We start from the raw sequence: 10,119 nt of genomic DNA on the forward strand, positions 1-10,119 counted from the left end.
GCGGCGGCGGCCGGAGCGGCGGCCGGGACGGCGCCGTGGGCGCTCGCGGCGGAGGCGGCGGTGACGGGGATGGCGATGGCGGCGGCGGCCACACCGGTGGCGACGGCGACGCGGGACAGACGGGTGCCCAGAACGGACATGGGGGTGTTCCTCTCCGACGCCTGCGAGGTGAGCTGTCGGGTTCGGGCGGGGAGTTCGCCCGGTCGCGGAAATGACGCGACTTCACCCCAAGCCGTCCCCGGATCACCGGGTGCGGCACTTACCTTGGGTCCCCCGCTCCTGCCGTGCACGGAAGGGTGCGTGACCCCGGACGGCGGCAGGACTCGGCGTTCCGCCCGGTGGCCCGCCCAGCCGTTGTGGCCGGGCAGGCTCCGAGGAAAACCGATGGGCCCCTCCGGTGGCAAGCTCCCCGTCCCCGGAGGCCCTCGGGGGCCCCTGAGGGGGTCACTCTCCGCCCGCCGCCGGTGGGCGGAGCGCAGTCACCGCAGTGACCGTACGTGCCCGGATCATCAGCAGTCAGGCAAATCGGACACCCCGCGTGGCTGCCCGCTCGCGGCCCGGCACGGATCATGGCCCGCCCGGTGACGCTGGTCACCCGGGGGGCCGATAGCCTCGCTCCCGAGCGGTGTTCGACCCCTTTTCGAGCGAGGAGCCCCGGGTGCGCGCGCAGTCCCGGCTGGATGTGATCCAGCGCAGCGTCGTCCGGGAGATGGCCCGGTTCGGTCAGCGGTTCACGGTCGAGGGCAGTGTGGTCCGCGGGCCCGGGACGACGGCCGTGGCGGTGCGGGAGCACCCCGGCGAGGGCGGCGGCGCGGGGCACGTCGACCTCGGTTTCGCCTTCGACGTGGGGCGGGCGGACGGCCCGGTGGTGTGGGACTGCACGGCGGGCCTCGGCCGGACGGAGGAGGAGCGGCTGGAGAGCGCGGTGCGGATGTGGGCGACCACCACCGCGGCCGCCGTGGTCGAGCTGCAGGAGGGCCGCGGGGCGCACGGCGACCACGTCCGCGCGGCGCGGTTGCCGGGTTGGCAGGCCGTGCAGGGGCCGGCCGCCGTCTTCGGCTTCGACAGTGAACGGCTGTCGGAGTGGCTCGCCGGCCACCGGCTGCTGCCGGAGCTCGCCGAGGTGCTGGCCCCGGAGCTGGCTCCGGACGGTGCGGAGCCGGCCGTGACGGGTGTGAAGCTGTTCCTGGGCGGCCGGGCGGGCGAGGACGTCGCCGAGGTCCGGGTCAACGGCGCGGTGTCCGAGTCCGCCTCGGCGGCGCTGCGTGCGCTCGGCTGGCCGCGCGGCGAACGGCTGTGCTGGGCACGGCTGTTCGTGCTGATGGCGCCGGAGGGCCGGCCCGTCGGGGAGGCCCCCGCGGCGGTTCGCTCCGTCCCCGTGGACGCCGGCGGCGCCCGGCCCGCCGGGGCCGTGGGGAACACTGCGCCCGCCGCGCCCGCCACGCGGCTGGGGGTGCTGGCCCGCTGGCGGCGGGCCCGGGCCGGACGGTAGGTCCGGGCGGCCGGCTCACGACGGCGGTCGGCCCGGGTCGGGCGACACCGCCGGGACGGACGGGCACGACCGGGTCGGACGACACCGCCGGGACGGGGACGGAACCCGGCCCGCGAGGGCGGAGTCCGTCCCGCGAAGGGGACTTCGGCCCACCGGAGCGGAGTTCGCCCGCCGGGGCGGAGTCCGGCCCGCGGGAGGGGTCAGCTCGCGACGGAGGAGATGGTCTTCGCCAGCTGGTTGAGGAAGTCCTGGATCGGCCGGGCCGCCGTGGACTGGCTCACCATGAAGCCGAAGAGCGCCGCGATGATGGCGTGGCTGGTCTTCAGCTGCTTGTTGCGGATGAAGATGACGACGATGACGCCGAACAGGAACAGCGCGGAGACGGAGAAGGCCACCCTGGCTCACTTCCTCAATCTGTGGCAGGGGTTCGTGCTGGAACCCCGTGTCGGAACCGGACCGCGGCCTGCGCCGACCGTCCCTGGCACGAGTCGACCGATCCCGCCGCCGTGGAGGCGTCCGCGGCGACGGTGACGCCTGCTGTCTGCCGCACCTCTCGCCCCCCGTCCCCCGAGCATCGACCAGCCCACCCGGACTCAGTGTGGTCGTTCGTGCTGCCTGCGTAAAGGACTAGCCGAGAGCCCGGAGCGAAGATCCTGCCATGTGAGACGAATTTCCGCCGACCGAGACGATAGCCGATGTCTTCTGACGAACCGTCGGCGGGGGCGGGGTGGAACGCGCCGGAATGGCCAATCGGCAGGCCCGGGGCCCGCGGTCCGCAGGTGAAGAGGTTGTCAGGATTGGCCGAAGATCACTCCCGGGGGTTGACAGGCGCTACTGCCGCCACACCAGCAGCACGGCGCGGTCGTCGTTGACGTCCTTGGCGACGGTCTCGATGAGGCGGCCTGCGGCGCCGCGGAAGCCGTTGACGACGAGTCGGTCGGCCTCGCCCATCAGCCGGTCCATGCCCTCGGCGAGGTCGCGGCCGGGGATCTCGACCATGCCGTCGGTGCACAGCATCAGCACGTCCCCGCTGTCGAGCCGGCCGCGCAGGCCCTCGAACTTGGCACCGTCGTAGATGCCGAGCAGCGGGCCCTCCTCGGACTCCTTGGCCTCCCAGACGCCGGTGCCGCCGTGCCGCTGCATGCCGGGCAGGTGGCCGGCGGAGAGCAGTTCGTACTGGCCGGTGTCGAGGTCGAGCACCAGGTGGACGGCGGTGGCGAAGCCCTCCTCCCACTCCTGGCGCAGCAGGTAGCCGTTGGCGGCGGGCAGGAAGTCGTGCGCGGGCAGCGAGCCGAGCAGTCCGCCGAAGGCGCCGGAGAGCAGCAGGGCACGGCTGCCGGCGTCCATGCCCTTGCCGGAGACGTCGGCGAGGACGACCTCCAGGGTGCGGCCGCCGGGGCCGGTGCGGGCGGCGACCACGAAGTCGCCGGAGAAGGACTGGCCGCCGGCGGGGCGCAGCGCCATGTCCGCGGACCAGCCCTCGGGCAGCCGGGGCAACTGGCTCTGCACCCGGAGCCGTTCGCGGAGGTCGAAGAGCATGGTGCCGCCGCCGCGCCAGGGCACGCCGACCCGGCTGCGGAACTGGGCGAGCAGCAGGCCGGCGACGCCGACCGCGCCGACGACCAGGGCGGCGCCGGGGGTGACGCCGTAGACGTAGGCGTCGGGGTTGTCGCTGGCGACGCGTTCGCCGGTGTGGATGAGCGATTCGGTGGAGAGGCCGACCGCGGCGGCGGCGTAGAGCAGGACGAGGGTGCCGGGGCGCAGCAGCAGGGAGCCGGCGAGGACGGGGAGCACCAGGGAGGTGGGCGGCACCCAGGCCGGGATCCAGATGTTGAGGACGACGAGCAGCGGGACGGCGGCGAGGAAGAGCGCGAAGGCGAGCCAGTCGGGGGCGGCGCCGCGGAAGTAGTCGACGCCGGTTCGGCGCACGGTGCGTCGGGCCCGGCGGAGCCTCGTGCGCAACCGGGCCGTCACGGGCTCCCTGGCCGCGCTCGCGGTGGGGCCCGTCGCAGTCGTCCGGGGCGGGGTGCCCTGCGTGCTGCCAGCCATGGGGTCCGACCTTATCCACGGTTGCGGGTCGGCGTCGACGCCTGCGCCGGGGCTGCGCGGGCGCCCGGGTGTTCTGCGGCGGGTTTCGGCCGGGTGGCGGGAGTGCGCCGTCGTCCGCGCTCCGGGGGCGCGTGCCGTCGTCCGGGCGCCGGGTGGTGACGGCGCGGCGGTAAGTCGGTCGCACACGGCCGGTGCCGGGTGCGAGGGTGGGCGGCATGACGACAGGTGACACCGGCGCGCTGACGGTCCGTCCGCTCGCCGCGGAGGAGTGGGACGGCTGGTACCGCCGGCTGGAGGTCGCGTTCGGCGGTGAGGAGGAGTCGGCCGAGGAGCGGGAGCTGTACCGCTCGCTGACCGAGGTCGGACGTTCCCTGGTGGTGTGCGACGGTGCGGAGCCGGTCGGTGGCGGCGGGGCGTTCAGCTTCCGGATGGCGGTGCCCGGCGGGGCGGTGCTGCCGGTGGCGGGCGTCACCATGGTCGGCGTGCTGCCCACCCACCGCCGCCGGGGCGGGCTGACGGCGCTGATGCGGAGGCTGCTGGACGACGTACGGGCCGCGCGGGAGCCGCTGGCGGCGCTGACCGCCTCGGAGCCGGGCATCTACGGCCGGTTCGGGTTCGGGCGGGCCACCTGGCGGATGGCGGTGAAGGTGCCCTGCCACCGGGTGTCGCTGCCGGTGGCGGAGAACCCGGCGCTGCGGTTGCGGCTGGCCGACCCGGTGGAGGCCTCGCCGGCCTGCGAGGAGCTGTACGCCGCGCTGGTGCCGGGGCGTCCGGGCCGGCTGGAGCGGAGCCCCGGCTGGGAGCGGCACCCGCTGCTGGACGTGCCGTCCTCGCGGGGCGGCTTCTCGCCGCGGCAGTGCGTGCTCGCCGAGGACGCCGAGAGCGGCAAGCTGCTCGGCTACGCCCGCTACTCGGCGAAGGTGGACTGGTCGGCGGCGGACAACGCGGTGGGCCGGGTGAAGGTGCGGGACGTCGAGGCGCTGACGCCGGCGGTGTACGCGCGGCTGTGGCGCTTCCTGCTGGACCTGGACCTGGTGGACACGGTGGAGGCGGGGAACCTGCCGGTGGACGATCCGCTGCTGCACCTGGTGTCGGACGTGCGCCGGCTGGAGCCGCGGCTGAGCGACGCGCTGCACCTGCGGCTGGTGGACGTCGGGGCGGCGCTGGAGTCGCGGGGCTACGCGCAGCCGCTGGACGTGGTGCTGGAGGTGGCGGACGGCTTCTGTCCGTGGAACGCGGGTCGCTGGCGGCTGCGCAGCGCCGGGCCCGGCCGGGCGACGAGCTGTGTCCGCACCGGGGCGCCGGCCGATCTGGTGCTGGACGTCCGGGAGCTGGGGTGCGCCTACCTCGGCGGGGAGACGCTGGCGGCGCTGGCCCGGGCGGGTCTGGTCACCGAGCTGCGGGAGGGGGCGCTGGCGCAGGCGTCGCGGGCGTTCGCCTCGGACGTGGCACCCTGGCTGCCGCACGGGTTCTGACGGCCCGTGCGGCCCAGGCGTCTCGGAGGGGTCGGTCAGCCCTGGGGGTGGTGGGCCGGGATCGGCGGGAGCTCGCCGGTGGTCTCGTACTCGCTCAGCATCTCGATCCGGCGGGTGTGCCGGGCCTCGCCGCTGTACGGGGTGTTGAGGAAGATCTCGACGAACTTGGTGGCCTCGTCGAGGGTGTGCATGCGGCCGCCGACGGAGATGACGTTGGCGTTGTTGTGCTCGCGGCCGAGGGCGGCGGTCTGCTCGCTCCAGGCGAGCGCGGCGCGGACGCCCTTGACCTTGTTGGCGGCGATCGCCTCGCCGTTGCCGGAGCCGCCGATGACGACGCCGAGGGCCTCGGGGTCGGCGGCGGTGCGCTCGGCGGCGCGCAGGCAGAACGGCGGGTAGTCGTCCTCGGCGTCGTAGATGTGCGGGCCGCAGTCGACCGGCTCGTGGCCGGCCCCCTTCAGCCACTCGACGAGGTGGTTCTTCAGTTCGTATCCGGCATGGTCGGAGCCCAGGTACACGCGCATGACCATGAGTGTGGCATGCGCGTGCACCGGCCCGCGGGAGGGGGCGGGCGCGTGCCCCTGCGCCCCGGTCAGCGGGTGCGGCCGAGGAGCTTCCAGGCGAGCGGCAGGGCGCCCATGGCGAGGACGGCCTTGAGGGCGTCGCCGACCAGGTAGGGGTAGAGGCCGAGGTCGGCCGCCTTCGCGAGCGGGACGTGCAGGGCGGCGGCGAGGTAGGGCACGCCGACGGCGTAGATCGCGAGGTTGCCGAGGACCATGGCGCCGGCGGTGCGCAGCGGGCTGCGGTCGGCGCCGCGGCGGGCGAGCGCGCCGGTGAGGCCGGCGGCGAGGACGAAGCCGAGGACGTAGCCGAGGCTGGGCATCGTCCAGCCGGAGGTGCCGTCGGCGAACCAGGGCAGGCCGGCGGTGCCGGCGAGCAGGTAGAGGCCGAGGGCGGCGGTGCCGCGGCGGGCGCCGAGGGCGGTGCCGACGAGCAGTGCCGCGAAGGTCTGGCCGGTGACGGGGACGGGCGAGCCGGGCACCGGGACGGACAGCTGGGCGGCGAGGCCGGTGAGGGCGGCGCCGCCGGCGACGAGGGCGAGTTCGCGCACCTGGCCGCCGAGGCGGGTGGTGGCGCGGGGCAGCAGGTCGGCGAGGACGAGGGTGCCGGGGGTGCCGGTGATCGGCGCGGCCGTGGCCATCGGAGGGCTCCGCTTCTGCTCGATGATCAGTGAACAGTTGTGAACCTACGCGCAGGTGTGCGAACTGACGGCGCCGTCTCCGACAAAGCGTCAGGGCCGGGCTTTGTGGGGTCCTGCCTGCGGCACTGCGCCGGCGCTCCGGTGCCACGGTGAGACGTCGGGCACGCAGCGTCACGGGAGTGTCCGAATTGCGGTCTCTCGCCGGGATTTCTTGGCGCGTCCATCCGGCCTGCCGAATAGTGGACAACTCGTTCCGATATCCGACGAACTCTGGATGCGCCGATGACGACCACCCCCACGCCCACCCTGGAGCGGCCGGCCACCGAGCCCGCCGCCGAGGGCACGCTGGCTGCGGGCCTCAAGCCTCGCCATCTGTCCATGATCGCGCTCGGCGGCGTGATCGGTGCCGGCCTCTTCGTCGGCTCCGGCGCCGGCATCGCGGCCGCCGGCCCGGCGATCATCCTGGCGTTCGCCATCTCCGGTGTCCTCGTCATGCTGGTGATGCGGATGCTCGGCGAGATGTCCGCCGCCCGCCCGTCCAGCGGTTCCTTCTCGGTGCACGCGGAGCGGGAGATCGGGCCGTGGGCCGGCCTGACCGTCGGCTGGATGTTCTGGACGCTGCTGTGCGTCGGTGTCGCGGCGGAGGCGATCGGCGCCTCGCACGTGATGCAGGGCTGGTTCCCCGGGGTGCCGCTGTGGGTGTGGGTGGCCGTCTTCATGGCCTTCTTCTGCGCCAGCAACCTGGCGGCGGTGAAGAACTTCGGCGAGTTCGAGTTCTGGTTCGCCGCGATCAAGGTCACCGCGATCGCCGCGTTCCTGGTGATCGGCGTCCTGGCCATCACCGGTGTGCTGCCCGGCACCGACTCCCCCGGCGCCGCCAACCTGACCGGCCACGGCGGCTTCCTGCCGAACGGCACCACCGGCCTGGTCACCGGCCTGCTGGCCTCCGTCTTCGCGTACGGCGGCCTGGAGACCGTGACCATCGCCGCCGCCGAGTCCAAGGACCCCCGGCGCAGCGTGGCGGGCGCGGTGCGCACCGCGATGTGGCGGATCGCGCTGTTCTACGTCGGTTCGATGGTCGTGATCGTCACCCTCGTCCCGTGGAACGACTCCTCGATGCTGAGCCCCGGCCCGTACGTGGCGGTGCTGAACAGCCTGGGCATCCCGGGCGCCGGCCAGGTCATGAACGTCGTCGTGCTGATCGCGCTGCTGTCCGCGATGAACGCCAACATCTACGGCTCCTCCCGCATGGCGTACTCGCTGGTGCAGCGTGGCCAGGGCCCGAAGGCGCTGGCCAAGATCGGCGGCGGGGTGCCGCGCCGGGCCGTGCTGGCCTCCTCCGGCTTCGGCTTCCTGGCGGTGCTGCTGAGCTACTGGTGGCCGGACACCGTCTTCACCTGGCTGCTGAACATGGTCGGCGCCTCGGTGCTGGTGGTCTGGGCGTTCATCGCGGTGGCGCAGCTGCGGATGCGGCGGCGGCTGGAGCGTGAGGCGCCGGAGCAGCTGTCGGTGCGGATGTGGGCCTTCCCGTACCTGACCTGGGTGGCGCTGGCCGGCATCCTGGGCGTGCTGGCGCTGATGCTGCTGGACGAGAACAACCGGATCCAGCTGTACTTCACCGGCGGTCTGGCGGTCGCGCTGGCCGTGGCCGGCTGGCTGAAGCAGAAGCGGGCCGTGACGGCCTAGGGCACGGGTACGACGGAGGGGCGCGGGATAACCCGCGCCCCTCCGTCGTGCTCCCCGCCGGGGTCCTTACTCGAAGGACGGGCCGGCGGTGCGGGTGCGCTTGATCTCGTAGAAGCCCGGGGTGGCGGCGACGAGCAGGGTGCCGTCCCACAGGCGGGCGGCGGCCTCGCCGCGCGGGGTGGGGGTGACCACCGGGCCGAAGAAGGCGATCCGGTCGCCGTCCGGGCCGTCGACGGCGATCACCGGGGTGCCGACGTCCTCGCCGACCAGCGAGATGCCCTCGCGGTGCGAGGCGCGCAGGGCGTCGTCGTGGGCGTCGGTGTCGGCGGCGTCGGCGAGCTCGACCGGCAGGCCGGCGGCCTCCAGGGCGGCCTCGATGGTGGCCCGCTCGTTCGGCAGGCCCTGGTTGTGGAAGCGCAGGCCGAGCTCGGTGTAGAGCGGGCCGAGCACCTTGTCGCCGTGCGCCTGGGCGGCGGCGATCAGCACGCGCACCGGGCCCCAGCCCTTCGCGAGCAGTTCCTTGTACTTCTCGGGCAGCTCGTCCCGGCCCTCGTTGAGCACGGACAGGCTCATCACGTGCCAGCGGGTGTCCACCGGGCGCAGCTGCTCGACCTCCAGCATCCAGCGGGAGGTCATCCAGGCCCAGGGGCAGATCGGGTCGAACCAGAAGTCGGCGATCTTGCGGGAGTCGGCAGTCGTCACGGACGGCGTCCTTCGGTCGGCGTTCGGGTGCATGGGTGTACCCCGCGGTGCCAACCGCGCGGCGGCCCGGTTGATTCCGTGCGCACCGCCCGGTGCTGTGCCGGGGCGGCGCGGGCGGCGCGTGAAAGGATGCCCCCGGCCGGGCCCACCGGCGCGGCCGTGCAGTTTTCCTCACAGCGTGCGATCCGGACAAAGGAGTACCGCCGTGCCGGGCAAGAACCTGAGCCGCGAAGAAGCCCAGCAGCGGGCCGAGTTGATCCAGGTGGAGGGCTACCGCGTCCATCTGGACGTCACCTCCGCGCCCGACCCGGCGGTCGACGTCTTCCGCTCCACCACGACCCTGGCGTTCCGCTGCTCCGCGCCGGGCTCGGACACCTTCGTGGACCTGCTGGCGCCGGCCGTCCGCTCGGTGGTGCTGAACGGCCGGGCGCTGGACCCGGCCGAGGTGTTCGACGGCGCCCGGGTGGCGCTGCCGGGCCTGGCCGCGCAGAACGAGCTGGTCGTGGAGGCGGACTGCGCGTACAGCCGCACCGGCGAGGGCCTGCACCGGTTCGTCGACCCGGCGGACGGCGAGACCTACCTGTACACCCACTTCGAGCCGGCCGACGCCCGCCGGGTGTTCGCGAACTTCGAGCAGCCGGACCTCAAGGCCCCGTTCTCCTTCACCGTGACCGCGCCGGCGGCCTGGGACGTGTACGCCAACGCGGTGCACGAGGAGGTCACCGCGGACGGCAGCGGCAGCCGGACGTGGCGGTTCGTCCCGACGAAGCCGATCTCGACGTACCTGACGGCGGTGGTGGCCGGGCCGTACCACGTGGCCCGCGACCACTACGGCCGCACCCTGCCGGACGGCACCCGGCTGGAGATCCCGCTCGCCGCGACCTGCCGCCGCTCGCTGGCGCCGTACTTCGACTCGGACGAGATCTTCACCGTCACCAAGCAGGGCCTGGACTTCTTCCACGACGAGTTCGACTACCCGTACCCGTTCGGCAAGTACGACCAGTGCTTCGTCCCCGAGTACAACATCGGCGCGATGGAGAACCCGGGCTGCGTGACCTTCCGCGAGGAGTTCGTCTTCCGCTCGAAGGTGACCGAGGCGGCGTACGAGGGCCGGGCCAACGTGGTGCTGCACGAGATGGCCCACATGTGGTTCGGCGACCTGGTCACCATGAAGTGGTGGGACGACCTGTGGCTGAAGGAGTCCTTCGCGGACTTCATGGGCTCGTTCTCGCAGGTCGAGGCGACCCGGTACCGGGCGGTGTGGATCACCTTCGCGAACCGCCGCAAGGCCTGGGCGTACCGGCAGGACCAGTTCCCGACCACCCACCCGATCACGGCGGACATCCGGGACCTGGAGGACGCCAAGCTCAACTTCGACGGCATCACCTACGCCAAGGGCGCCTCGGTGCTCAAGCAGCTGGTGGCGTACGTCGGCCGCGAGCCCTTCCTGGCCGGCGCCCGCACCTACTTCAAGCGGCACGCGTACGGCAACACCGTGCTCACCGACCTGCTGGACG

Annotated in this window: 9 protein-coding genes and 1 riboswitch; of the genes, 4 read left to right on the plus strand and 5 right to left on the minus strand. The window is 73.7% G+C overall.

Annotated features, from left to right (window positions below):
• Positions 1–145: 145 nt before the first annotated feature.
• Positions 146–309, minus strand: a riboswitch (cyclic di-AMP (ydaO/yuaA leader).
• 349 nt (positions 310–658) lie between these two features.
• On the plus strand, positions 659–1,492 hold the full coding sequence (locus ABZ641_RS16995; protein WP_359982639.1) for a DUF6348 family protein: 834 nt from the start codon (positions 659–661) through the stop codon (positions 1,490–1,492).
• Between the two features lie 200 nt (positions 1,493–1,692).
• On the opposite strand, the gene ABZ641_RS17000 is transcribed toward ABZ641_RS16995, so the two are convergent.
• Both ABZ641_RS17000 and ABZ641_RS17005 read right to left on the minus strand, forming a co-directional pair.
• Positions 1,693–1,887: a hypothetical protein gene (locus tag ABZ641_RS17000; protein WP_030270493.1), complete on the minus strand. Its 195-nt coding sequence runs from the start codon at positions 1,885–1,887 to the stop codon at positions 1,693–1,695.
• Positions 1,888–2,323: 436 nt separating this feature from the next.
• Positions 2,324–3,454: a PP2C family protein-serine/threonine phosphatase gene (locus ABZ641_RS17005; protein ID WP_344627932.1), complete on the minus strand. Its 1,131-nt coding sequence runs from the start codon at positions 3,452–3,454 to the stop codon at positions 2,324–2,326.
• Between the two features lie 302 nt (positions 3,455–3,756).
• Between ABZ641_RS17005 and ABZ641_RS17010 the strand changes: the two genes are divergently transcribed.
• On the plus strand, positions 3,757–5,016 hold the full coding sequence (locus ABZ641_RS17010; RefSeq protein WP_359982642.1) for a GNAT family N-acetyltransferase: 1,260 nt from the start codon (positions 3,757–3,759) through the stop codon (positions 5,014–5,016).
• A gap of 35 nt (positions 5,017–5,051) precedes the next feature.
• On the opposite strand, the gene ABZ641_RS17015 is transcribed toward ABZ641_RS17010, so the two are convergent.
• Entirely contained in the window at positions 5,052–5,537 is a 486-nt protein-coding gene (locus ABZ641_RS17015) for a ribose-5-phosphate isomerase (RefSeq protein ID WP_030270489.1), read from the minus strand.
• A gap of 68 nt (positions 5,538–5,605) precedes the next feature.
• The gene (locus ABZ641_RS17020; RefSeq protein ID WP_359982645.1) at positions 5,606–6,214 is read right to left on the minus strand and encodes a biotin transporter BioY; all 609 of its coding nucleotides are present in this window, start codon (positions 6,212–6,214) and stop codon (positions 5,606–5,608) included.
• Positions 6,215–6,592: 378 nt separating this feature from the next.
• On the opposite strand from ABZ641_RS17020, the gene ABZ641_RS17025 reads away from it, so the two are divergent.
• Positions 6,593–7,900 carry an amino acid permease gene (locus tag ABZ641_RS17025; RefSeq protein WP_344627931.1) on the plus strand — a complete coding sequence of 436 codons (1,308 nt, stop codon included), beginning with the start codon at positions 6,593–6,595 and terminating at the stop codon, positions 7,898–7,900.
• Positions 7,901–7,966: 66 nt separating this feature from the next.
• Here the strand turns inward: ABZ641_RS17025 and ABZ641_RS17030 are convergent, their stop codons facing one another.
• Positions 7,967–8,602, minus strand: a complete 636-nt coding sequence (locus tag ABZ641_RS17030) for a DsbA family protein (protein WP_030270486.1) — start codon at positions 8,600–8,602, stop codon at positions 7,967–7,969.
• A gap of 205 nt (positions 8,603–8,807) precedes the next feature.
• Here ABZ641_RS17030 and pepN point away from each other — a divergent pair.
• On the plus strand, positions 8,808–10,119 hold a 1,312-nt coding region (gene pepN / locus ABZ641_RS17035), incomplete at its 3' end, for an aminopeptidase N (protein ID WP_359982648.1).

This window comes from Kitasatospora sp. NPDC007106 (assembly GCF_040634455.1).
In the GTDB taxonomy this organism is placed as follows: domain Bacteria; phylum Actinomycetota; class Actinomycetes; order Streptomycetales; family Streptomycetaceae; genus Kitasatospora; species Kitasatospora arboriphila.